The organism is Microcoleus sp. K4-B3 (genome assembly GCF_036704615.1).
Taxonomy (GTDB): Bacteria; Cyanobacteriota; Cyanobacteriia; order Cyanobacteriales; family Microcoleaceae; genus Microcoleus.
Genome location: NZ_JAUBSF010000079.1, coordinates 1 through 25,378 on the forward strand (window position 1 = coordinate 1; position 25,378 = coordinate 25,378).

At 45.1% G+C, this 25,378-nt stretch carries 16 protein-coding genes and 1 tRNA gene; 9 read left to right on the top strand and 8 right to left on the bottom strand.

The features are described from left to right. The 3 genes from QUA78_RS25165 to QUA78_RS25175 all read left to right on the top strand — a co-directional run. Positions 1–341: hypothetical protein (locus QUA78_RS25165; protein ID WP_333304196.1), on the top strand; the 341-nt coding region annotated here is incomplete at its 5' end. Positions 342–655: 314 nt separating this feature from the next. Then, on the top strand, positions 656–1,789 hold the full coding sequence (locus QUA78_RS25170) for a virulence-associated E family protein (RefSeq protein WP_333304195.1): 1,134 nt from the start codon (positions 656–658) through the stop codon (positions 1,787–1,789). Positions 1,790–2,211: 422 nt separating this feature from the next. Next, on the top strand, positions 2,212–4,755 hold the full coding sequence (locus QUA78_RS25175; RefSeq protein ID WP_333304194.1) for a hypothetical protein: 2,544 nt from the start codon (positions 2,212–2,214) through the stop codon (positions 4,753–4,755). 622 nt (positions 4,756–5,377) lie between these two features. Here QUA78_RS25175 and QUA78_RS25180 read toward each other — a convergent pair. After that, a tRNA-Thr gene (locus QUA78_RS25180) sits at positions 5,378–5,450 on the bottom strand. 165 nt (positions 5,451–5,615) lie between these two features. Then, positions 5,616–7,772: a WD40 domain-containing protein gene (locus QUA78_RS25185; RefSeq protein WP_333304193.1), complete on the bottom strand. Its 2,157-nt coding sequence runs from the start codon at positions 7,770–7,772 to the stop codon at positions 5,616–5,618. A 382-nt stretch (positions 7,773–8,154) separates the two neighbouring features. On the opposite strand from QUA78_RS25185, the gene QUA78_RS25190 reads away from it, so the two are divergent. The 5 genes from QUA78_RS25190 (at position 8,155) to QUA78_RS25210 (ending at position 17,599) form a co-directional block, all read left to right on the top strand. Continuing rightward, entirely contained in the window at positions 8,155–9,300 is a 1,146-nt protein-coding gene (locus QUA78_RS25190; protein WP_333304192.1) for a sulfate ABC transporter substrate-binding protein, read from the top strand. Positions 9,301–9,389: 89 nt separating this feature from the next. Further along, the gene (cysT, locus tag QUA78_RS25195) at positions 9,390–10,250 is read left to right on the top strand and encodes a sulfate ABC transporter permease subunit CysT (RefSeq protein ID WP_333304191.1); all 861 of its coding nucleotides are present in this window, start codon (positions 9,390–9,392) and stop codon (positions 10,248–10,250) included. Then, entirely contained in the window at positions 10,240–11,118 is an 879-nt protein-coding gene (gene cysW / locus QUA78_RS25200) for a sulfate ABC transporter permease subunit CysW (RefSeq protein ID WP_333304190.1), read from the top strand. The genes cysT and cysW overlap by 11 nt, the downstream gene beginning before the upstream one ends. 97 nt (positions 11,119–11,215) lie before the next feature. Then, a complete protein-coding gene (locus QUA78_RS25205) occupies positions 11,216–11,575 on the top strand; it encodes an NIL domain-containing protein (protein WP_333197504.1) in 360 nt (119 codons plus the stop codon). A gap of 687 nt (positions 11,576–12,262) precedes the next feature. After that, on the top strand, positions 12,263–17,599 hold the full coding sequence (locus QUA78_RS25210; protein ID WP_333399087.1) for a DUF4347 domain-containing protein: 5,337 nt from the start codon (positions 12,263–12,265) through the stop codon (positions 17,597–17,599). A 111-nt stretch (positions 17,600–17,710) separates the two neighbouring features. Here the strand turns inward: QUA78_RS25210 and QUA78_RS25215 are convergent, their stop codons facing one another. Next, positions 17,711–18,091 (bottom strand): c-type cytochrome, encoded by a 381-nt coding sequence (locus tag QUA78_RS25215; RefSeq protein WP_172184354.1) that lies wholly within the window; start codon positions 18,089–18,091, stop codon positions 17,711–17,713. A 181-nt stretch (positions 18,092–18,272) separates the two neighbouring features. On the opposite strand from QUA78_RS25215, the gene petG reads away from it, so the two are divergent. Further along, entirely contained in the window at positions 18,273–18,392 is a 120-nt protein-coding gene (petG, locus tag QUA78_RS25220; protein WP_006632329.1) for a cytochrome b6-f complex subunit V, read from the top strand. A gap of 244 nt (positions 18,393–18,636) precedes the next feature. On the opposite strand, the gene QUA78_RS25225 is transcribed toward petG, so the two are convergent. From QUA78_RS25225 to QUA78_RS25245, 5 genes are all read right to left on the bottom strand, one after another. After that, the gene (locus tag QUA78_RS25225) at positions 18,637–19,719 is read right to left on the bottom strand and encodes a glycosyltransferase family 1 protein (protein ID WP_333399088.1); all 1,083 of its coding nucleotides are present in this window, start codon (positions 19,717–19,719) and stop codon (positions 18,637–18,639) included. A gap of 97 nt (positions 19,720–19,816) precedes the next feature. Further along, the gene (locus QUA78_RS25230) at positions 19,817–20,887 is read right to left on the bottom strand and encodes a glycosyltransferase family 1 protein (protein ID WP_333399089.1); all 1,071 of its coding nucleotides are present in this window, start codon (positions 20,885–20,887) and stop codon (positions 19,817–19,819) included. Positions 20,888–21,055: 168 nt separating this feature from the next. After that, entirely contained in the window at positions 21,056–23,185 is a 2,130-nt protein-coding gene (locus QUA78_RS25235) for a glycosyltransferase (protein ID WP_333305277.1), read from the bottom strand. Between the two features lie 238 nt (positions 23,186–23,423). After that, positions 23,424–23,957: a hypothetical protein gene (locus QUA78_RS25240; RefSeq protein ID WP_333305275.1), complete on the bottom strand. Its 534-nt coding sequence runs from the start codon at positions 23,955–23,957 to the stop codon at positions 23,424–23,426. 192 nt (positions 23,958–24,149) lie between these two features. After that, positions 24,150–25,223, bottom strand: coding sequence for a glucose-1-phosphate thymidylyltransferase (locus QUA78_RS25245; RefSeq protein WP_333305273.1), 1,074 nt, complete (start codon positions 25,221–25,223; stop codon positions 24,150–24,152). Between the last annotated feature and the right edge of the window lie 155 nt (positions 25,224–25,378).

Below are 25,378 nucleotides of genomic sequence, written 5' to 3' on the forward strand. Positions count from 1 at the left end.
GACATCTCAACTCCTACTTAGATTTACATCCTCATTATACATTATTTATGATTTACAAATCATTTGCGATCGCTATAGTCTTTCCTAGTGTAGAGGGAGGATATCTGAATCAAGATAATTTTCTCAATCGGCAATGGCGTCCTGTCGTAATCAAACTGTACCAGTCTGGAAAAATTAGCCAATACCTACCCTGTTATAATCTTCGGCACTCATTCATCACTCGCTTAATTCGGGATGGTTATGACCCATCTACAGTAGCAGCACTGGTAGGCAATAGTCCTCAAGTTATTCTAGACCACTACCTAGCAGCTAAAAAGGATTTAACCTTACCGGAGTTGTAAGTCTCGTAAATAAACAAGAAAATCAAGAGGATAGAGGCGAAAAACTTCTATCCTTTTCATTGATGTGCGTTGGTACGGTTTACCGAACATGAGATACGGTTATTTTTACCTTGCTTAATCTGTCGATTCAATTAACGACTCTCTATAATGAGTAATAGGTAAACACTGAACCTTGACAATTTAGGAGTCTCTTATTTTCTTGTCTTACAAGCAAGAACTTAGAGATTCTAGGTTTCTAGCGATTTTGCTATGGCAATCTCCGTTAGAACATTTTAGTGGTGTTTATATGATTATTTATCTATTTTTTTTAAAGAATGACGAACTACAAAGAAACCGAAGCAATTATTGCTAATAACTTTGCTGATCGGTTAAAGCTTAACAAAGTCACCAAGGATATTTACTTGGATGGAGAAGTATTTGACTTACCTAAGTTTAGGTATCAGGTTTCTATCAAGCATAATACTGTCCTAGAGAATGATAAGTATATCCATGAACTAGCATACCTCTACGCTAGTAAAAATGTATTCTCTCCTTTAGAGGATTACTTAAATGTATGCGAGTCTAACTTCCCAGATATAGACTACAAAGATGTTTTTAGAGAGCTTAATGAGAAAGTCCTACATATTGATCCTCATTCCTTAGAAGGATTATTTTTACCTAGGACTTTAGTAGGTGCAGTAGCGAGAGTGTTAAAGCCTGGTACTAAATTTGATACTGTACTTTTACTTAAAGGTTCTCAAGGCTTTTATAAGACTTCTTTCTTCAGGGAATTAGCGGGAGAAGATTTATTTACTTCTATGTCTTTGCAAGCTTATAATAAAGATGAGCTAATGATTTGTCATAGTAAGTGGATTATTGAGCTAGGAGAGTGTGAAGAGACTCTGACTGCGAGTAAGATGGGTAAGTTAAAAGCTTTTATTACTCAGCAAAGCGACACTCTTCGTAAACCCTATGATAGTAGACCGATTACACTACCTCGACAGTTTATTATAGTAGGTACAACGAATAAAGATAAGTTTTTAGTTGATGCTACAGGTAATAGAAGATTTTGGTGCGTAGATGTAAACGAGAAAATTGATATTGAATGGGTAAAAGAAAATAGAGATTTGATTTGGGCTAGTGCTGTTAAAGCCTACAAAGATAATTATCCTATCTACTTAAATGAAACTGAGCAAGAAATGCTTAATGCTGTAAATGAAAAATATCAAGCAAATGATATGTGGCAAGATATAGTAGCTGATTGGGTAGAGAAACGACAAGAGCCTTTTGTTTTGGGCGATGTCTTAACTGAGGCTATAGGAAAAGAACGTAAGTCTTGGAATAGAAAAGATGAAGAAAGGATTATTGATATTCTGAGAGGTTTAGGCTTAGAAAAACCCACTACAGCTAGTAGAGTCAACGGTAAGTCCGGTAAATACTGGCAAGTACCTGTGGCTGTAACTAGGTAATCGCTCAGTTACGGTTAAGTTACAAGCTGAATCTCTTATATATCAAGGGGTTCAGCTATTTTGTAACTATGTAACCGTGTAACTGTAAAATTTTAACTAATCCTTGAGAGCGATCGGTCAATCTAGTTAATTGATAGACCCGGAGAAAATAAATATCCAATGGTGTTAAAGTTAGTTGAGTTACAGTTACATAGTTACATAGTTACACTTGTCAGGATAAAATCACCTACTGATAAATAGCTAAAACTCTTGCTATAAAATTTTAAGGTTTCAGACAATTAGGTGATTTAAGTCACAGTATCTGGCAGAGGATTACTGTTAAATTAGTAGGTAGTTGTGGGATCACTATTAAAGAATTACTAAAACTCTTATAAAGTTCTATTGGCTTAAATAAAATTACCAAATATAAGGAGTTAAATTTTATGACGGTAGAATCACAAGTATCTATTTCTTTTGTTGTCTCTCTTTTCTCCGATGAAATTTATAACCCCGATGATGATAGACTCAACTATGAATCCTATGAAAAGCTAGGTCTTATTTGTGGTAAATGCAGAGAACTTATTTTTTTTAAGAAAGGTACAGAGAGAGTTTCTCATTTTTCCCATTTCAAAACTACAGGAAAAGATTGTCAATGGAGAACCGGGAGCGATAGTAACACACTACATACTGATGCAGAGGGTAGAGAGCAAAGCTTAGAAAGGTTCCAGGCTAAATTTAAATCGATTATTGAACAAGGGATAATCAAACATCAGCAAATTTCATCCTCTCAGCTTCGCGAGCAAATAAAGGAAGGTCAAAAATTAGTTTCTACATATAAGATTGATATTGACTATTGGCTAAGGTGGTTTAATCAAAATAGAAAACTACTGAGAAATCTCGCTAAAAGCTTGTATCAAACTAATGAGTTAGTATCTGAGGAAAATCAGATAATTCTTTTAAATTTTGTTGATTATTTGTGTGTTCCTGCTAGTGAATATATTTTGAAAGATATCCTTTACTATGTATTTGGTTTATTGGATAAAGAGATATCTCTTAAGAAATATTTAGAAGAGCTTCCCTCTAAAGTCATTGAATTAATGAGTTATGCTGAGTGGAAAAAAGAATATCAACGAGCAAAAGAATTCGTAGTTCATAGCAAATTTGAACAAAATGCACATAGTGATTTTGTGAATTCTCCCGTAGAGGTCAAGGGTTTCGTACATCCCAACATTAAACCCGAAGAGTCTATTAGAAATGATGATGGTAGTATAACCATAAGTAAGGAAGTAAAGACTCTTCTTACCCCCAAAGCACAACTAACCAATCTATCAAATTGGAAATCAGTAGCTAAAAACTCTTTAGAATGGTGTGGGATGTTAGCAAATGTTCCATGTCGAGTAACATTGGTCAATTCTAAAGACCATTGGCAACTGGAGGCACTACCTATTAAGGACGTTCCGACATTTCCTTTACTCTACTGCCTTGCTAATAAAGCTATTGAGGGATATTGGCAGGAGGAAGACCTCGATAATCTAATCGTTATCCCATTAGACAAGGAGATGGAAAAACTAGAGAATCTAGCGAATAAGACTCAAGACCCAATAAAGGTTGAAAAGATAGGAAGGAGAGTAACAAATCTACAAAAACTAAGAAAGGCAGTTCTTAATCGTGAGAAGTTAGACGCTAAAGTATTGGCAGAATGTACAGACATAGTGAAAAAAGCTATATCTGAGGCTAGCTATAGACCTTCTATTACTGACCCTTACTACTCAAGGTACATATTAGGTCAAGTCTACTTCGTTAGTAAGAATGAGTCGGAAATAACCTACTTATTAGATGACTATATGAGTCACTCAAGAAAAGCTACTCAAGTTATCTCTGCTGTTCAATGGTTATCAAGAGTACCTAACAATCTACAAAAGGAGTTTCCTAAGCAAAAGCCAACTATTGAGCAATTAAGAAAGTATCTCTGTGACAAATTTAACGGGAGATTTCGGGAAGTAGAGTTAAAAGTCAGGGAAGAAGGTAAAAAGATTCTACTTGACATAATTTACCTCAACAAAGTCCAAGTTACCCAGTTACTAACCATCAAAATGCCAGCTACTGAGGGCAAAAACAGAGGAAAAGTGTCTGTAAAGGTCAACGGTACACCTAATTTCTCAGAGAGGTCAGTTTTTGAGAAGTTTTTGAGGACTAAAGATGGCAGATTTGTAGCAGAAGCTCAGAATCAGTTACGTCATTTAGTTAATGTCTTCTTATCTCGCAATTTCAACACTTTAGTTGGAGAGGGGAAAGTAGGTCATCAGCGGAAAGTGAGTGAAATCATCGGTTTTGAACGTTCTACTAAAGGATGGAGTGAGATAAAGAATGGTTTTGTTAAGAATTTGCTACCGTATTCCACTGATTCTGAGGTCAAAGCTGGTAAATTAGTCTATTTAGCGACTAATCAAGTCCTTTCTTCTCAAGATTTAGAACATCTCATTATCCAGATAGCAGAAAACTGGTCAAATTGGTGTAGAAAAGACCAGCAAAGAATAAAAATCGGTGTTTCTTCCGGTAAATCTACTGACCCGCAATCATTGGTTTGGGTTTTGACTCAAAAAATTCTCACTGGTAACTTTGAAGAAGATAAAGAAGCTTGGCAAGATACTATTAATTGGTTTGCTGAGATTTGTAAATCTTCAGATAAATACAAAGCAGTTGGTTTTCGCTGTAATAACGGTGTAATTCTAACTCCTGATTGTATTTACGATACAGACGTAGATAAGTGGATGCACAGGATAAAGATTCAGTTGATAGACCTTCTACTCGAATCTGATGCAGGTAATATAGAATCGTGGTTGCAGAAGTCTCCCGAATATCTCTATGAGACACTAGAGAAGATAAGACCTGACTGGGAGCTAACTTCTAAAGATATCTCTAAACACTTAGAAGCTATGCACGATGCCCTGAATATCTCTATTAAAGTAGAAAGTAGCCTGCAATAAACTTCTAGTTATAGTAAATGTGGTGATTTACTCTAGCTATTTCTACTAAAAACATTCAAGCTTTGACTTATGTCAGTAAAAAAATGAAATTTAGTAGATTTAAAGAAATAAAACAGGTATATATACACTACTAGATGTGATTTTATATGTAAAAAGTGATATATGAAAGTATATATGAAATATGAGAATCTATAGGAACAGAGTAGAGATGATAGCTAAATGGTTGAGGTTAGAGTAACCCGCTTTCCCTATGTGCTTCTATTACATAATTTATTTTAATGCAAACTCAAGCTTCTATAACTAAAACAAATCATATTATATGCCTCTAGATTGAGCTACATGGAGCGATAAGGCACGTATGGGATGAATCTACATTTACTGTGTAGAGAAGCCTTAAAACTCGATTTAAGAGGGATAGAGTGAGATGTGACAGCTTAGGGTCTAGGCAAGTAGAATTATTAGGCAGTAATTATCTTTCTATCTAAATAATTTTGATTTACTTATAAAGCTTAGCTTTAAGAGCTTAGTGGGTATGAAACAGGTATTGTAGTTCTAGACCCACTTCATACCTAGAAATGAGCAGAAGGCTAGAAGTTTTATCTAACCTTGGTTTGAGCTATAAAGCTGGTGACAAGACTCGAACTTGCGACAGGCTGATTACAAATCAGCTACTCTACCAACTGAGTTACACCAGCAGTGAAAATTAATATAGCAAACTTATAGTCATCTGCGCAACCCCCCCAGCCAATTTTTTTTTCAAATTCTCCCAAAAGCCCTACCCGCAAAGTCTGACACGGCAATGCCGTTTCCCTACCCCAAAATAATATTGTAGGGAAACGGCACTGCCGTGTCCTGATTTCTTAATCGCAGCGCCAAATCTTAATCGTCTGATCCGCACTCCCGCTGGCGAGCAAATTGCCCGAAGGTGCGATCGCCACCGAGTACACCGTACCCGAATGTCCCTTAAGACTGCTCAACAACTCCCCCGTCTGCAAATTCCAAATATTAATCGTATTATCATCGCACCCGCTAGCCAAAGTCAAACCGTCCCGACTGATAGCAACCGAATCGCCCCGACTCACATAATTCTTCAAAATATGCAGCGCCTCATTCATTCCTAAATTCGTTACACCCTTTCCCCTCGCAGAATTAGTATTTAAAATCCGCAACAAACTGCCCGTCTGCAAATTCCGCAGCTTAATCGTATAATCATTGCTGACGCTAGCAAGAATCTGACCGTCCGGCGCGATCGCCACAGAATTTACCCCAACATTCAACCCGGAAAGAGTCCGCAGCAACTTGCCGCTTTCCACATCCCAAACCTTGCTCGTCGCATCCGAACTGCCACTCGCCAATATTTTACCGTCCGGGCTAAAAACCACCGCATTCACATTGTCAGAATGACCCCTCAAAGTCCGCAGCAACTCACCAGTCCGCAAATTCCACAGCTTAATCGTATTATCAGCCCCGCCACAGCTAGCAATTACCTGGCGCTTCGGGTTAATTGCCACCGAATTCACCTCCATAGAATGTCCTGGAAAAGTACACAGCAAATCACCGTTGTGCAAATTCCAAAACTTAATGGTTTCGTCCGAACTGCCGCTGACCAACATTTTTCCGTCATAGCTAATAGCAACCGAATTTACGCGATCGGAATGCCCCGTCAGAGTGCCAATTAATTCCGGTGTTTCTAAATTCCAAATCTTAATAGTTTTATCCCAACTGCCGCTAGCCAGAATTTTGCCGTCAGGACTAATCGCCAGAGAATTCACAAACGATGAATGTCCAGGCAGCGTGTATACGCACCGCCATTTCAGATTTGTTAATTTGTGAGCTAATTCCTTTGCCCGCTTAGATGCCTCCTCAACTGCCTGTCTGCGTTTGAGTTCAGCCTCCTCCAAACGCTGGCGTTCCGCCCTAGCTTTCGCCTCTCTAAGCGTCAGCCGCCGCATCTCTCCCTTATAAACTATTCGCTGCTGATCCTGAATTTCTTTAAGAGTTTCAATATACGGTAGGGCCCAATCTTTAGAAAACCATTCATGAGCAAATTCAGCTTCTAATTTAAATAGCTGAGGTTCGTGAGTAAAATCGATATTTAAATAATATAAATCCGCTAAAAAAGCCGCCAATAATTTGTGAATTGTCACAATTATTTGCCGAATAATCCGCAGGCTCAGCTTTCTATCTTTGCCCTCCGCCTCCAACTGGTTATAAACCTCTTCCCAATTCCAAGGCTGCATCGCCACTAGAGAAACGCTCTGATTTATGACTCCCCAAAAACCCACATGAAAATTAACTTCATAATCGCTGATATCGCTGTACAGTATAGCGGTAGGTACGGGAGACAAAACACTCTGCAACCGCTCCACATCAATATCAGAAATCGGCTTTTTGAAATAGTCTCCGTAAAACTGAACCGGACACAAATCTCCATGCTGCGGGTAGTGCTGGTTCAAAAAAGCTCTCAACTTAGCCGGCAGCTCGATATTCAGATTGTGGCGAAACGAATCCGGGCAATCTTGGCTAATTTTTGCGGGAGCAACTAACAGCAGCAATCGGTGCTGCTGCTGCTGCAAAATCTGTTCGGTTTCCTGCCTGCTCAAATTAGAAAACCAGTTGTCTCTGTCCCAAATAGTTTGAATTTCGCTCAGCTTAACTCGAATTGCTTCTGATTGAAACTCCCGCATTAAGTCGCGGCAAAGCCGGCTAATTGCCCGCTTATCTCTCAATTCTTGTGCCTTAATCCGATTAGCGCGTTCTTCCTTTACCCATTCTTCTGCGTCGGCGAGCGCGATTAATTCTTGTTCTCTGGCCTGCTGCCGCTGCAAATATCTGACTTGTGCTTTAATCCAGCGGGGGTCTTTTTTGATTTGCTGGTTCAAAGCTGAAGAACCAGACGGCTCAATTTCTGCATAGCGTTCGTTGACAGCGCTTGCTCCCAATCTTTCTCCCAATTCAGAGGCTACAGGCTTCAACAGTTCAATTAGGGTGTCTGAGACGGGGCGGGGTAAGGACATACCAGTTAAAACTTTTTTTTAATTAAGGGCGATCGCGCGAGTCAGGCATATCCCCCTGGGGCGGGGACTCTTGGCAGGGCTATTACATTTGGGCGATCGGCCGATGGTATCCGTAAGGCGTATCGTGCAGGCGTATCGTGCAGCCGCGCAAGTTTAGCACCTTAACTAAATAATAGTATCTATATAGATAGTTTACATTTTACCGCGAATCGGACTCGAAAGCACCGAGGGAAAAGACTTCACGATATTCGATCGACCCTGAGTTCCCCCAATTTGTTTTTTTTGTTGCCATTTGACTCGCTCTTGTCTATAATCATACTTCACAACCATAATTACGGTATTCCGACCTAATAACCGTACTTTCACTAGAGGAATAAATATAATGAGTCCGTGGCAACGCCTAACTCAACACCTTCAGTGGCCGCAACAGCCACCAGTCAGCACAAATCAATCATTTACTGCGCTGAAAAGATTTGTGTCGCTATTTTTAGTGGGAATAAGTTTAAGTCTGGCCGTTGCATCCTGCGGCCAGGGAACCAGCAACAACCCCGCAGCCACTCCAGGCAGTGCTAGCCCAGCAGCCAACAAAGGCAACGTAGAATTAACCCTCGTTTCCTTCTCCGTCACCAAAGCCGCCCACGAAGCGATAATTCCCAAATTTGTAGAATATTGGCAAAAAGAAAAAGGTCAAACCGTCACCTTAAACCAAAGCTACGGCGGTTCCGGTTCCCAAACTCGGGCCGTAATTGACGGTTTAGAAGCAGACGTCGTACACCTAGCCATCGGCTCCGACACCCAAAGAATCGAGAAAGCCGGACTCATTGAGCCCGGTTGGGAAAAAGAATTTCCCAACGAAGGCATAGTCAGCAAATCCGTAGGAGCAATAGTCACCCGCGAAGGTAATCCCAAAAACATCAAAACCTGGGAAGATTTAAGCAAAGACGGAGTGAAATTGATCACTGCCGATCCTAAAACATCAGGCGTTGCACGCTGGAATTTCCTCGCACTTTGGGGCTCGGTTGTTAAAACCGGAGGAGACGAAACCAAAGCATTAGATTTTACCACCAAAGTCTACAAAAACGTCCCCATTCTGACTAAAGATGCCCGCGAAGCCACCGACGTATTTTTCAAACAAGGCCAAGGCGACGCCTTAATTAACTACGAAAACGAGATTGTTTTGGCTGGTCAGAAAGGCGAAAAACCGACTTATAGTATTCCCGAAGTCAATATTTCGATCGACAATCCGATTGCCATTATCGATAAAAACGTTGATAAACACGGTACTCGCGAAGTTGCCGAAGCATTTGTCAAGTTTCTCTACAGCCCAGAAGCTCAGCGAGAATTTGCCAAAGCAGGCTTTCGCCCAGTAGATGCGACAGTAGCGGCGGAACCAGAATTTGCCCAAAAATATGCCCCCATCAAAAACCTATTTACAGCTCAAGACTTAGGAGGTTGGGGAGAAATAGAGAAGCAATTCTTCGCAAGCGGAGCTGTTTTTGACAAAATTCAAGGTTCAACTAAACAGTAAAAAAACAGACTGCCCAGAGCCCCGACTTCCCCGAAGTTGTCGGGGATCTAAAAGATTCACTATTCTTGACAACTCAAAACAATTCACTTATGGCTGTATCATCTCCAACCAGCAACCCTGAGTCTCCGATCGAAAATATCAAAAGGGCGATCGGCAAAATCACATTACCTTGGGGAATCACTCTAGGGTACCTCAGCTTAATGTTATTGCTCCCAGTTGCAGCAATGCTGCTGAAAGCCAGCACAGCAAACCCCGCCGAATTTTGGGCAATTGCCACCAGTCCGATCGCCCTTTCCGCCTACGATGTCACCTTCTTTACGGCATTAATTGCGGCATTAATTAACGGAGTATTCGGCACATTAATTGCCTGGGTATTAGTCCGCTACGACTTTCCCTTAAAACGGGTTGTCGATGCAGCAGTCGATTTACCTTTTGCACTGCCCACCTCCGTCGCCGGTTTAACTCTCGCCACAGTTTACAGCGATAACGGCTGGATCGGCGGGCTGTTTGCACCCTTGGGAATCAAGATCTCATTTACTCGCTTGGGCGTAGGCATAGCGATGATCTTTATTTCCTTACCCTTTATCGTGCGGACTGTACAGCCAGTTTTAAACGAAATGGAAAAAGACATCGAAGAAGCAGCTTGGTGCTTGGGTGCTTCTCAATTTCAAACCTTCTGGCGAGTAGTTTTACCGCCGCTGTTCCCGTCTATTTTAACCGGAATTGCCCTCGGGTTTTCGCGAGCGGTTGGCGAGTACGGTTCTACTGTAATTGTAGCTTCTAACATACCCTTCAAAGATTTAATCGCGCCAGTATTAATTTTTCAAAGATTGGAACAGTACGACTATGCAGGAGCAACAGTTATCGGCACTATCCTGTTAGCTATTTCGCTAACAATGCTGTTCGCAATTAATCTATTACAAGCATGGAGAAGACGCTATGACGGCTAATAATATCAATTCACCCGCTGATTACAAATTTCCACCTGCTGGTTCTAGTCCGAGTCAGGAGAAAGCCTGGGTAAAACCAACTTTAATCGGAATTGCGAGCGGCTATCTTGCTCTCGTCTTATTTATCCCCATGCTCAACGTTTTTTACCAAGCTTTCAGAAAAGGATTTGAGCCCTTTTTTTCTAACTTAACCTCGCCCGATTTTCTGCACGCAGCGCAACTTACCTTGGTGATTTCTCTGATAGTTGTGCCTGTAAATACAGTCTTCGGTTTGTGTGCAGCCTGGGTAATTGGCCGCAACAAATTTCGGGGTCGCACGCTATTAATCAGCATTTTAGACGTGCCGTTTGCCATATCTCCCGTAGTTGCAGGTTTAATGATTGTACTGCTTTACGGTCGGCTGGGATGGTTCGGGCCCTGGCTGGAGGCGGCCAATATCAAAGTTATTTTTGCCTTCCCGGGAATGGTGCTAGCTACTGCTTTTGTTACCTTGCCTTTTGTGGCCCGGGAAGTGATTCCTGTTTTGGAAGAAGTGGGAACAGATCAAGAAGAAGCGGCGAAAACTTTGGGAGCAAATGACTGGCAAATTTTCTGGAATGTCACGCTTCCCAGTATTCGCTGGGGATTGCTTTACGGGGTAATTTTGACAAATGCTAGAGCAATGGGAGAATTTGGAGCAGTCTCTGTGGTATCGGGAAATATTGCTAAAAAAACGCAAACTTTGCCTTTGTTTGTAGAGGATGCTTACAAGCAGTATGCGACGCAAGCCGCATTTTCAGCGGCGGTAATTCTAGGTTTTTTAGGAGTTATTACCCTTGTACTTAAGGAGATTTTAGAACGGAAAACTAGCATTAAAGAAGTTGAATAATAGTCATTAGTCCTTAGTCATTGGTTATTAGTCATTAGGGCGGTAGGTTCGCACGGTGCACCTCATCCCTGAAAACAGTAAACATTAGGAGGCTGAAATGTTAGCTCACAACTCTAGCGAAGCTGAATTTGAGGCGAGCGACGATTTTCACAAAACCCAAGAATCAGATATTCCCAAATCTGACAGTGGCGACACCAGACCAACTCAAACCCGCATTCGCATTCGTGTGCCTAAAGAGTACCATCAGGAACCAGTCATTTCTCACTTGATTTCTGAATACGGTTTGACGGTTAATTTTAATGCTGCTTTCTTGGGTGTCAAAACTTTAGAGGACGGTTGGTTTGACTTGGAACTTAACGGTACCAGTAAACAGATTGAAACTGCTCTGATTTATCTCAATGATTTAGATGTGGAAATCTGGAGCAATTCCAATAAACCCGATGAAGAAACTTGGTAATTAGTCAGTCTTGGACGCAGAAACCGGGAAGAGGAGTTAAGATTCTGGACTGACACGCAGAATTTTATTTCCTCTTCCCGGTTTATTGAGTCTAAGAGTCTCCTGGAATTTTAGTCACGAGTCAGCTTTTATCAGTCATATCTATTCCTGTAAAATAACCGTTATCGCCTTTCTAGTGAAGAATGCAAGTCCTCTGAGTTTTATGAGGATTTGCATTCCTCACTAGAAACCAATTTGATTGTGATTTTTCGATCGCACATACATATCATTCAGCAGCCAACAACTACCAAATAATATCAGCTTATAGCTAATAACCGTGACTGATGACTCTTGACTAACAAATCTCGATCGCCATCGGTTAATTATTAGATTGACAATTTTTATAAAATCTGGTACTTTATCCATCTCGGGTAGAGCATAAAACAGCGCGCAAGTTTCGTCCAACTTTTTTGGAAACAGCCGGAACAATATCCCCCTTTAAAACTTCTCAACCATCAAACTAACTCAGTTAGGGTAAGGGTGCATATAAAAACGTTTTTGTCAATACTAAATTTAGGTGAAAGTTAGGGGCGCTCCTCTTCGAGGGCTTCGCCAACGACTCTCATCCGCACCGGAAAAAGATCGATCGCTGCTGCGGTTGGTTTGTGCTATGAATTTGATGTGTGTGTGTACCAGGAGAATTTAATCGTGGAACTCTATAAAGAACAGAAACACCAGATTGTTTTTGCAGATTCACAAGTTAAAGATTGGGAAAGTTTAACAGAAACGGCCAATCCCGATACAGAAATTGTTATTCTGAAAGCCGATCGCGACGGCATCGAGCAAATCGCCGAAACACTTAAACAGCGGACAAACATTGCAGCAGTCCACATTTTGTCTCACGGCGCAGCAGCCAGCTTGCAAATTGGCGCCACAGAACTTAATCTCAGCAACATTGAAAGCTACCGCAATTATTTAGAAACATGGTTTGCTTTGCCAACAACCGAGGCAAACTCGAACTCTTCAATTACAGCTAAACCCGAAATTCTGCTTTACGGTTGCAACGTCGCAGCCACAGAAGCAGGTGTGGCTTTCGTGGAAAGGCTGAGCCAGCTCACGGGAGCAAATATTGCCGCTTCTGACAACTTGACTGGGAATGCTGCGTTGGGTGGAGACTGGGAACTCGAAGTAACTACGGGCAACATAGAAACACCTTTGGCATTTTCAGCAGAGGCGAGGGAAGCTTACAGCGCAGTTTTAGTCGCCACATTTGGCGAACTGCGAGATGCGATAACTCTGGCTAACGCTTTGCCGAATGCAGACACGATTCCCATCACCGGCAACATCAGCTTTGCTCCCGGACAGGTTCTGCCTAGGATTTCCACCCCCATCACCTTTACCGGCGGCGGTTTCACCCTAAATCTCGGCAATAACCGGGGCTTCTTCATCGACAGCGCCGCTACCCCAGTCACATTTTCCAACCTGACAATTACCGGCGGCATATCTACAGGCGCTGCGGGCACAGGTGGCGGTGGCGGTGCAGCCGGCATGGGCGGCGCACTATTTATCAACAGCGGTACTGTCACAGTTGACAGCGTGACCTTTACTGGCAACAGCGCTACGGGCGGCGCCGGCAGCGCGGCCCCCGTAGCTCCTGCGGCAGCAGGCCCTGGCGGCAACACCGATTTTGCAGGCCTGTTTCCCTTCGTTTCCGCAGGCGGCCCCGGTCAAACCGGTCTTCCCGGGTTGACAAGCATCGGCGGTGACGGCGGCCCTGGTGGTACGGGCGGCAACGGCGGCGCTGGCAGCGGCGGATTACCAGGCACAGGTCTTAACGGCGGCGTCGGTGGCGCTGGCGGTACGGGCGGCGCTGGTACTGGTGGCACTAACGGCGGTACGGGCGGCGCTGGCGGCGCTGGCGGCGCTGGCGGCCTCGGAGGAGGGGGTGGCGGCGGTGGCAACGGCGGCGCTGGCGGCGTCGCCGGCACTGGCACAGCAGGTGCAGCCGGCATTGGCGGTATTGGCGGCGCTGGGGGCTTCGGAGGAGGAGGCGGCGGCGGTGGTGTGGGCGGCAACGGCGGCGCTGGGGGCTTCGGAGGAGGCGGCGGCCGCGGTACAGTAGGCGGACTCAGCACGACCGTCGGAGCTTTCACCCCGGGCGGCGCCGGCAGCCCAACCGGCGGCGGCGGCGGTGCTGGTTTGGGAGGCGCAATTTTTGTTAATACTGGCAGTTTGACCCTGAACAACAGCACTTTGTTCAGCAATACAGCAACGGGAGGCGCTGCTGGCGCTGCGGACGCTACACCTGGCCAGGGCGCGGGGGCCGCAATTTTTGTCAACACCGCTGCTACTGCTACTCTCACTAACAACACCATCACTGCTAATACTGCGGCTGCGACTGCTCCGGCTGTTGCTGTCGGCGGGGGTATTGCTACTAACGGCGGTACTGTGAACGTCAGAAATTCGATCGTCGCCGGGAATTTGGGCGGCGCGAATCCTGACGTGTTCGGGACCTCTTTCGCCGCCACCAGTATCAACAATTTGATCGGGAATGTTGCTGGCAGCAATTTACCTGTCGCCCAGCAACTGACAGTTCCTATAGGAAATGTGATCGCACCTGCTGCAGGATTGAACGAGGCTACAGGCGTTCCCGTGACTTATGCTTTGGCTGACAGCACCGCGACTCCTAATCCGGCGATCGATACTGGGGATGCCGCAGCCGCAGCCGCTGCGGGGGCAACTGACCAGCGGGGTGCTGGCTTTCCCCGGACGATCGGCGCTAATGTTGATATCGGTGCTTATGAATACGGCCCGATCGTCACAGGCCTTAAATTCAACGACCTTAACGGGGATAGCCTGCAAGGTGCTGCGGCGACTGAACCAGGTCTCCCGGGCTGGGTGATTTCTGTAGGCACGAAGAGCGCTACTACCGCAGCCGACGGCACTTACATCATCCGCGACGTCAAAACAGCTACTCCGATTACAGAAGCGCCGCCCGCTGGAACGCCTGCGACTGCTTGGGTGCAGACTGTCGGCCCGACTCCGGCAAATACGGGTATTGTTAATGTCACCGGTGCCAATTTCGGCAACTTCCAACTGACATCGATCGCAGGCAAAACCTACACCGATCTTGCGGGGAACGGCTTCACTCCCGACGACACTACACTAAACGGCGTCACGGTTAACTTATACAAAGACACCAACGGCAACGGCACGCTGGAAGTCGGCACAGATACTGTTGTCGGCACTGCGCAAACGACTGCGGGAGCCGGAGATTACACATTCTCCAATATCGGCCCCGGCAATTACCTGATACAAGCCACTCCTCCAGCCAACTCCAGCATCTCTTTCCCCGCTGCCGCAATTCTTGTTAGCGCCCAAAGCGGTACTGCCGTTACGGGTCAAAACTTCGGCATTTTCCAAAGCATCACCGTCAGCGGCACCAAATTCACCGACCTCACAGGCGACGGCTTCACTGCTGACGACACGCCCCTCAACGGTACTACCGTTCGCTTGTTCAAGGATACTAACAATAACAGCACTTTAGATACCGGCGACTCCGAAGTCGCCAGTCAAGTTACCGGAACAGCGCCTGCGGCTGCTGGCACTTACAGCTTTACCAGCGTCGGCAGCGGTCGTTACTTTGTGAGAGAAGACGTACCGACGGGTTTCTCACAAACCGCCGGCCCGGTTTTTTATACAATTAACCCGGTCAGCGGCACAAACATTACGGCTCAAGACTTTGGCAACTTCCAGTTGGGCAAAATCAGCGGGCTCAAATTTAATGACCTCAACAAAAATGGCATTCAAGATGCCCCAGCAGAACAACCGCTAGGAGGCTGGACAATTTACTTGGATGCCAACAACAACGGCGTGCAAGAGGCAGTAACAGCCGAAACAGGCACCAACGCCACCGTCACCGATGTCGCCGGTAACTACCAGTTCACCAACTTGCCAGCCGGCACTTATACAGTGCGGGAAGTGCCACAAACAGGCTGGACGCAAACTGTGCCCCCCGTCAACGCAGCCACGCCTACTCTTTCCGGCGCGTTTACGATCGCCGTCACCAGCGGCACCGACTCCCAAAACAACAACTTCGGCAACTTCAGGCCCAACTCGATTAGTGGTCTGAAGTTCAATGACCTCAACACAAATGGCATCCAAGATGCGCCAGCAGAAACAGGACTACTCAACTGGCAATTCTTCCTCGATACCAACAACAACGGTACTCTCGACACCGGGGAACCGAACACCCTCACCGATGCCGCCGGCAACTACAAATTCCTCGATTTGTCAGCCGGAACCTATAAGGTGCGGGAAGTCTTGCAGCCTACTTGGACGCAAACTACCCCCGACCCAGCGGACATCACTGTCACCAGCGGTCAAGACATCGCTAATATCAACTTCGGCAACTTCCAGTCGAGTACCATCAGCGGTCAAAAATTCAATGACCTCAACAACAACGGCGTTAAGGATGCCGGAGAATTGGGGCTAGGTAACTGGCAAATATTCCTCGACAGTATCACTCCGGATGGATTGTTTCAGCAGGGCGAACTCACTACCATCACCGATGCCACAGGCAACTACACTCTCAAGGACATACCCGCAGGTACTTTCCAGATAAGGGAAGTCCAGCAAAATGGCTGGACGCAGACGACCCCCAACCCCGCCCCCGTTACGGTAACAGGTGGAAATAACATCACTGGCATTGACTTCGGCAACTTCCTGCCCCAACCGGGTACGATCCGAGGTCTGAAGTTCCGAGACACCAACAACAACGGCACTCAGGAGGCTGGAGAACCGGGTTTACCGAATTTCCAAATTCAGTTAACCAATGTCGTAGCTGGAACTGCTCCTGCTCCTGCTCCTGTTACTACTACCACAGACAATAGCGGCAACTACCTGTTCGCGAACCTAACGCCGGGAACCTACCGCGTCCGGGAAGTCAACCAAACTGGGTTTACCCAAAGCACCGCCGACCCTGCCGACATTGCCCTAACTTCAGGCGCTATTGTCAGCGGCATCAACTTCGGGAACTTCCCGACGCCTGCACCTGTACCGACGCCGACACCTGTCACGACGCCGACACCTGCACCGACACCGCCGACATCGCCTGCACCGACGCCTGCACCTGCACCGACGCCTGCACCGACGCCTGCACCGACACCGACGCCTGCACCTGTACCGACGCCGACACCTGCACCTGTACCGACGCCGACACCTGCACCTGTACCGACGCCGACACCTGCACCTGTACCGACAGATTTGGTTTGCCCTGAGAACTTCCCGAGGATCGCTACTCCCAATGAGCCCGGCATTCCTTCAGCGGCGGGTAATGTGATCGACGGCCCTAACGGCGACGATACGATCGTGGGTAGTGCCGACAGTGACTCTATCTTCGGGTTGAGCGGCAACGATTTGATCTTTGGTCGAGGGGGCGGCGACTACATCAATGGCAATACAGCCAACGATACTATCTACGGAGGCATCGATAACGATACTCTCTTCGGCGGCAAAGGCTTTGACCTGATTTTTGGCGATCGCGCTAACGATACGATTTATGGCAATCGCGGCAACGACTCGATCTCTGGCGACGAAGGCAATGACGTATTGTACGGCGGCAAAGCCGAGGACGTAATTTTGGGAGGAGGCGGCGACGACGTGCTAATTGGCGATCAAGGCAATGACACTCTCTGCGGCCGCGACGGTAACAATACCTTAATTGGCGGCAGCGGGGATGATTTGCTCTTTGGTGATATCGGCGATAACTTGCTCTTTGGGGGCATTGGTAGCGATACTCTCGTCGGCGGTGGCAGCAATGGCTTTGTCTTGGCAGCGGGCGGGGGAATTGACACCATTATCAACTTCACGCAAGGAGTTGATTCGCTCGTGTTGGTGGGAGGCTTGGACTTCAATCAACTGTCATTGATCGAAACTAATGGCTCAACTGCGATCGGAATCGCCGGCAGCAACGAGATTTTGGCTGTAGTGGCGGGCGTGCAGCCGAGCCAGTTATCGGCTCAGAGTTTTAGGTTGCTGGTTTAGTCCGCATTCCACAGTCCGCATTCCACAGTAGGGTGCGCACGGCGCGCACCTTACTCTTGCCTGGACAATCGGGAGCAGGGGAAGGAACCATATTTCTTCCCCTCCTTTGGTTCAAAGTTGTTCGAGATACTTCAGCAAGTCTGCCATTTCTTGCGGACTCGGCTGAAACTGGGGCATTGGTGGGGTTTGCCCGCTCGTGACTTGCCGGATCAGAGCGAATTCGGATTTTCGCTCGGACACTCCGTGCAAGTTGGGCCCGACTTGACTGTCTGAAACGGATATGTGACACCCCGCACAGTTCATTTGAAAGATGGCGGAACCCTGAAACGGATTGCCAGTGAGGGATAGTACGCTTTTGACGTAAGGATCTGCGACTTGAAAGTGACGAATTGCGATCGTCGCCAAGAAGATGGCAAGCAACACCGCTAGCGCAAATATAGCCAGTCGCTCGATCGGGTTTTTAATTTCATTCCTGGCAAGTTGGTTATTCAAAGGAGTTCAATTAAAAATAGTATCTACAAGAAAATTTATTTCTCATAACATAGCTTAATCGTTCGCAGCGGGGAGAGCAAGCTCTTAGACCCCCGGAAGGGCGATGAATGTGAAATTTCATCTGTGTAAGTGCTGGTAATATGAAAAATAGGTTGTTAAATCTTAACGTTAAGGAGATCTCATGGTAGAACCGCTGCTTTCAGGTATTGTTCTGGGTCTAATCTTTGTTACTCTGGCGGGGCTGTTTTTTGCTGCTTATCAGCAGTACAAGCGCGGCGATCAGTTGGGTATCAACAAGTAAAAGGGCGAATTTTGCCGAAATGGGCGGGAAGGGCGGGTTGACAAATACTCTGGATATGAATCGTAGATATTGGCTAACCCGCCTCTACAAAACCCGTCCCCGAGCTTAATTGCTGTTAATTTGCCAGACATGAGATCGGGCTTGTAGCTTCTATTTCCCACATGTCTGCTGACACCGGTGGCGATCGCACCCTAAATGCGATCGCACCCTCAATACGATTCTCTGTGCTGTCAGAATAGAAAAATTAGATATATCGATCGAGAATAGCAGCAGTTTCCAGACCTGTTTTTTCCCAGCTAAATTGTTTTGCTCTGGCTAAACCGAGCTCCCGCAAGTGCGATCGAACTTTGGCATCGACTGCAAGCTGGTGCATAGCAGAGGCAATTTCCTCGACGCTGTAGGGGTTGACCAATAATGCTGCACCCCCCGCCACTTCGGGCATTGAAGACAGGTTAGAGGTGATGACAGGAGTGCCGCAGGCCATTGCTTCGAGCACGGGGAGCCCGAATCCTTCCCAAAGACTGGGGAAAACCAGGGCGATCGCCCGGTTGATGACTTTGGGCAAGTCGGCTGCGGGGAGGTAATCTAGAAATTTTATTCGATCGACCAATCCCAATTCTTGAACCTGCGCCTTCAGCAGCGGCGTATAGCGTTTATCTTCCGAACCTGCTATCCACAATTCGTACTCGGAATTATCAGGCAAAGCAGCAAATGCTGCTACAACTCGCTGCACGTTTTTATAGGGATTGTGGCGGCCTATATAAAGAAAATAATTGCTTGTTGGCAAGTCTAAAAAACGGAAGAAACTGGTATCGTATCCGGGGAAAATTGGCGTAATTAAATTAGTAGGAATCTTGCAAAAATTAGCGATATCTTTGGCAGTTGATTCAGAGTCGCAAATGACGTGTTGAGCCTGCCGCAGCACTTGGGGAATGTAGTAGCGGTGGTAAGGTGTCAGAGGATCGAAGCGGCGGGGAAATCGCAGCGCTATTAAGTCATGTACTGTAATTATATAGCGGCAACCTGTAAATAAAGGAGCTTCGGGAATTGGGGAAAATAACAGGTTAGATTTTAGCTGTTTGTAAATTTTGGGGAGTTGGGTTTGTGTCCACAGCAATCGGTTGATGTGTCCTTTTGTTCCTTGTTCTGGTGTTAGGTTAGCGGGGATTTGGTAGCAGTTGTTATTGGGAAAATTTTCTGCTGTTAGTAATGTTGGATTGAGAGATTTTAGGTGGGGAAATAGGTTTTTGGCGTAGATGGCTAAGCCGGTTGGTTTGGAAATTAGGAAGGAGAGGTTGATGAGCAGGTTGGATTGGGAATTGGGCATGGGATAATATGTAGATTGCGGTTTTTGGTGGGATTTTTTTTATTTAACCGCAGAGGGCGCAGAGGACGCAGAGAGGAGAAAGGAAGAGAGGGAAGATTTAAAGATATTGTTGTAAGATGTTGGCGGTTGCTTTTCCGGTTTTGTGCCAGCTAAATTGAGACGATCTGGCTAAACTAACAGTTTTTAAGTTCGATCGCACTTTTGAATCTGTGGCTAATGTTTGCATGGCTTCGGCTATTTCTCCGACGCTGTAAGGATTGACTAATAAGGCGGCATCTCCGGCTACTTCTGGCATCGATGACAGGTTGGATGTGATGACGGGTGTGCCGCAAGCCATTGCTTCTAAAATTGGTAAGCCGAATCCTTCCCAAAGTGTAGGGAAAACTAGGGCGATCGCCTGATTCATCAGTACGGGCAATTGAGAATAGGGAACGTAACCGAGAAACTTTACCAAAGATTGTAAACCCAATTGTTCAACTTGTGCTGTCAACTGCGGTGTGTAGGCATTGGGAGGCCCTGCTAGCCACAATTCGCAATTTGCGCGATCGGGCAAACTCGCAAATGCAGCAATTAATCTTTCTAAGTTTTTATAAGGATCGTGTCTGCCGGTATAAAGAAAATAATTTTTGGTTGGCAAGTCGAGATATCTAAAATTAATATTATCGCAAGCTAGGGGAATTGCGGTCATCTTTTTAGGCGTAATCTGGAAAAAGTTAGCAACATCTGCCGCCGTTGCTTGAGAATCGCAAATAATGTGTTCTGCTTGTCGCAAAACCTGCGGTATGTAGTAGCGAAAATAAGCTGTTAAGCGAGAAAACCGTTGGGGAAATCGCAAAGGGATTAAATCGTGAACAGTGACGATGTAGCGGCAGCCGGAATACAAAGGTGCTTCGGGAATTGGGGAAAATATCAGGGTTGACTGCAATTTTTGGTAAATTTTTGGCAAATTGAATTGAGTCCACCGCAGCCTGTCAATTTGTCCTGTCGGGCCGCGATTCGGTGTCAGAGTTTCGGGAATTTGATAGCAAGTATAATTGTCAATTTGCTGGGAAACAAGTAATGTTGGTTTTAGCTGTTGCAGTTCTGGGAAAATATTAGCGGCATAAGTCCCGATTCCAGTTGGTTCGGGAGTTAAAAATGATAAATTGATTAACAGTGAATTAGACATGATTTTAGATATCCGGCGACTGGAAGTCGCGACTACACATACAAAGTCCGCCTGCGCGGACTGAAGAAAACGGTAATAAAATTGACTTTGATATTAGTCCTATGCAATAAGACTTTAGCTTTGAGCCAGGGGTTAAAACCCCTGGTGGACTATTTAATTAATTAGCCTTTAAGTTCGATCGAGCATTTGAGCTATATCGGCAGGATTTGGCAGCCGAATTGTACCATATTCTTGGAGAATAATCTCAAAAAAACTCTTGACTTTTTCTTCAAAACGTGCAAGTCTAAAATTCAGACTGCGCTGCTGTGCACATGCTTGAAGTTCTGCTAGCAAATCGGGATTAACAATTAGTTGACGTGAATGCTGGCACATTTCCTCAACCGTATTGAACAAAAAGCCCGATCGCCCATGTTCGACAATTTCCGGTTGGCCGCCGCCGTTGAAAACAATCGGAGCACAACTATTTTGCATGGCTTCGACAGTCGCCATCCCGAAATGCTCAAATCTTTGAGGATTGACTTCACCCAAACCGCAGCCGTGCCAAAATATGCTAGCTCTAGCATAAAGTGATTTTACCTCATCGAAGTCAGCATTCACTTTTAACTCGATCGCCCTTGAATCTTGCTTCAATAAATTCTGAACAGTCTTTAAATAAGGATTGCGGGGAATGCTGCTGCCGGCTAAAATTAGCCGCCATCCTTGAAAATCTTCGGGATAATCTGCTAGCAAACTGCGGAAAGCTTTAATTAGTTCAATTTGCTTTTTTGTTCCCCCAGCTTCAAATTGTCCCACAGCCAAAATTATGTTTTCTTTCGGCACTTTAACTGTTGCCATTTCCACCGGGGGATAAAGCATAAAAGTGGGCTTTAAGTTCCAGCGTTTCTCCAACCACTTGACTGTAAATTGACTGTTGGCAATAATAAAAGTGTAATCATCGACTGCAAAGTGACGGTTGCGGAAAGTATTGGGAAAGTGACAGAAAAATACTGAGATTGGCGACAGTGGTTGCACTTTTTCCAGTTGGTTTGCGTTGATAAAAATATCGTAGTTTTTGCTTTCTCTGGCAATTTCATCAAAGGGATTTTCCATATCCTCCACAATGATGCTGGAATCGATGCACTGCATTCCGCGTTTCTCGTAAAACGCCAAGGGCATAATTTTAATTTTGCATCCTGAAAGGTTGAGTCCGTACCACGATTCTAAGTCGGAAACAGCAACTGCTTTGTTGGCGATAAAAGTAATGTCAAATTCATTTTGTAGCAGCGAGGCGAGAGTAGCGACGTATTTTTGACCGCCACCAATAAAATGCAGTCCGTGATCGTAAATGGCGATCGACATTTTGCGATCGCCCCGAACCACCTGCAATCGAGACAAAATGCCATCGATCTTCATCCGACTGTAAATCACCGCCAACTTTTCCGACAACTGCGGCAATACAGTTTCGATGATTTCCGGTTTCTGATAATCTAGAAGTTTTTTAATCGCTACAAATAAACTCTCGAACAGCAAATCGTACTGCTTGTTAGTAAAAAAATCCGAAGTATGAATTCCTTTGACTAATTGCAAAGGTTCGTGTTTTGCCAAATACAAAAACCGATTGCGGTTGCAGAAATACTCGGTAAGTTTGCTGCCTTTACTCGAACCCCGATACTCGTGATGGGCGATGGCGGCGGGAGTATAAAGCATTTTCCAACCGCGTTTGTGGCAGCGTTTGGCAAACTCTACATCTTCAAAATACATCACAAAATCTTCATCTATCGGCCCGACATCATCGAGACATTCCCTCCGAAAAAGCACCGCCGCCCAACAAAGCCCTTCGACTTCCCGTTCTGTATCGTACTGTCCCGAATCTTTTTCGCCAAAGCCGACATCTTGCCAATAAAAATTAGGTAATTGCTGAATACCTACGCTGTTAATCCGCCCGTCTTTAAACAGCAATTTGCCGCTAGTTGCACCGATTTTCTTATTAGTTTCTAGGATTTTAACAAGAATCTCTAACCAGCGACTGTCAAGGGTAGCATCGTTATTTAAAAATCCGATATATTGCCCTGTTGCTTCGCTGATGCCAAGGTTGAGGGCTTTAGCAAAGTTGTTGGCGGAATTGACAAAAATGCGGACTTTCGGAAATAGTTCGCGCAGGGAATTAACGGAATCGTCTTGAGAGCAATTATCAATTACAATTAAATCTAGTTGCTGTTCGGGATACGCAAGTTTTTGTAGAGATTTTAAGCAATCTTTCGTGTGGCGCAGACCGTTATAGTTGACTATAATTAACGAGCATATTGGCAGTGCAGTCATTCGATTTTAGATTTTAGATTGAGTAATTGAAGGATTAAAGAATTTTGGATTTTCGATTTAGGATTGAACAATTTTCGATTTAAAAATTGAAAAATCGAGGAATTTTCGATTTGGAATTTGGGATTTTAGATTGAGGAATTGAATAATTTTCGATTGAAGCATTGAAGCATTGAAGCATTGCTCTCGCGAATAAATCTGGGGCCTTGTGACCAAATTATTTTGGGTCATCTTTGATGCTTTATTGTTGTCGATCGAGCAATTGAGCGGTAATCTTCTCTAAAATAGCAGTATGTTGCTGCTGCACAGCTTTTATTTGCTCTATTTCCGACTGAAAAGTTGCGATCGCTCTTTGTTGAGTCTCAAGCTGTGCTGTAACTTCGGGATATCCGCTGCTGAATTCCTCTTGAATTTTTTTCTCTAGGCTTTGTTGATTTTCTTGCAATTTTTGCAATTGAATGCTCAATGTTTGAACGACGCGGGTATTAGCGAAATTGTAAATTACTTGTCGTTCGAGTACGGGTCTGAGTAATTTTCGGACTATTTTTCTAACTGCAATTACTGCGGAACCCAGCCGTCTTTGGTAAGAGGTAATTGGTATGTTATAAATGTCGAAACCAGCCTTTAAAAGGGCGATGTCTTCGTCATCTTCATTTTGGGCGATCGCACTATTTTCTGTTCCCAATAGGGGCTGCTCAGCAATACCAATTCGCGGCTCCAAAGTTTGTCGCAATTTATGTATTATCTGTTGAGTTGGTATTTCTTCGTACTGCAAAATTTCCTCTCCTTTAGATAACTTACTATGACTTATTATGGAACAGGCATCTTTGCTGCTTGAATAATAATTGTAACTAATTGTGGAACAGGCATCTTGGCTGTTCAAGGGCGGGCAGGATGCCCACCCCACAAAAAAATTAATCTCTTGTTAAATCAGGATTATTGCTTCCGATATTGGCAATATCTCAATTTAAGCTAACTCGATTTGACTGTCATCACCAATCATAAACCGCAGAGCTTTTGGACGAGCCGGTGCATTAGTGAGTTGAGCTCGCTGCCCGATCACGCTGTCAACAATTCGCTGGTGAATGCCAACTATTTTTGCCCCTTGCAATATTACGCTGTGTTCGATATCAGCATCAATCATCGTCACGCGATCGGCAATACTGCTGTAAGGCCCGATAAAGCAATTTTCAATGCGGCAATTTTCCCCAATTACCACTGGCCCGCGAACCGTAGAATTAATTACCTCCGTTCCTTCCCCTATTTGCACTCGCCCGATAATTTGACTTTTTGCATCTACTTTTAATTCAGTTGAAGCTACGATACGGCTATCTAAAATGATTTGGTTTGCACTCAGCAAATCGTCTTTTTTCCCCGTATCCAGCCACCAACCCTCTAAATTGCAGGCTTCTACGTGTTTTTCCTGATTGATGAGTTGTTGAATGGCATCGGTAATTTCGAGTTCGCCCCGGGGCGAAGGTTGAATTTGATCGATCGCCTCGTGGATAGTAGGAGCAAAAAAGTAAATTCCCACCAGTGCTAAATTTGACGGCGGAACTTTGGGTTTTTCTACTAACTGCAAAACTCGCCCGTTATCATCAACTTTTGCAACACCGAAAGCAGAGGGATTGGGAACTGGACGAAGCAAAATCAAAGCGTCTAGTTTTTGCTTGTTAAAAATTTCTAAAAACGGATCTAGCTGATTCTCAATTAAGTTATCTCCCAAATACATAATAAACGGAGAATCGCCCAAAAATGGTCTGGCAACTTTCACCGCGTGAGCGAGTCCCGCCGGCTCTGCTTGCAAGATATAAGTAATTTTTGCACCGAATCGAGATCCATCTCCTGTTTTCGTCTTCACCTCTTCCCCGGTTTCGGGACTAATAATAATCCCAATATCCGTAATCCCAGCCGCCACAATTCCTTCAATTCCGTACCACAGTATCGGCTTATTTGCTACAGGAACCAATTGCTTAGCACCCGTATAGGTGAGGGGACGCAAGCGTGTTCCTTTGCCGCCAGAGAGGATGAGTGCTTTCATTGGGTGAACTCTGAGTTATCCTTTAGGGTTTGCGGTGCTGGCTTGATTTGCCTGCACTTGTTCGCTCTTGTTGATTTTAAAGCACTGCTACCCCGCTGGCAATAGTTGTCGTGTCTGATGATACAAATTATTTATGCCGATCGAGCTTTTATATT